Genomic DNA, 528 nt, shown 5'->3' on the forward strand with positions numbered 1-528 from the left:
GCGCTGGTCCGGCAAGCAGCGGCGAGCGAGACCGCGTGAACGCGCCGGGAGAACGGGCGGCGGACGGCTTCTGCCTCTGCCGTCGCGTCCCTCGCAACTCGAAAGGTTTGATCATGGAAACGATTGAGACTCACGGTGTCGCTATACCCCGGTTAGGACTGGGGACTTTCAGGATGCCGGGCGATGCCGCCCGACCGGTGATCGAAAGTGCGCTTGAACTCGGCTTTCGCCACGTCGATACCGCCGCCATGTATGACAATGAAGCCTCCGTCGGCGCGGCGCTCACGGCCTCCGGCATAAACCGCGCTGACCTCTTCGTCACCACCAAGGTCTGGCACGACAAGCTCTCCCCCGATGCCCTGCGACGGTCCTTCGATACGAGCCTCGGCAAGCTTCGCCTCGACCATATCGATCTCTTCCTCGTGCATTGGCCATCAGCGAAGATGAACATAAGCGCCACGCTCGACGCCATCACCAAACTGAAGGAGGAAGGGTTGGCGCGCGCCATCGGCGTTTGCAACTTCAACC

The 528-nt window shown here is 62.3% G+C and carries 1 protein-coding gene; it reads left to right on the plus strand.

Going from position 1 to position 528, the window contains the following annotated elements; translation table 11 throughout:
- Positions 1-113: 113 nt before the first annotated feature.
- The coding region (locus AB4Z23_RS28155) for an aldo/keto reductase (protein ID WP_441361266.1) at positions 114-528 on the plus strand (415 nt) is incomplete at its 3' end.

This window comes from Agrobacterium sp. MCAB5 (assembly GCF_052114365.1).
Taxonomy (GTDB): Bacteria; Pseudomonadota; Alphaproteobacteria; order Rhizobiales; family Rhizobiaceae; genus Agrobacterium; species Agrobacterium tumefaciens.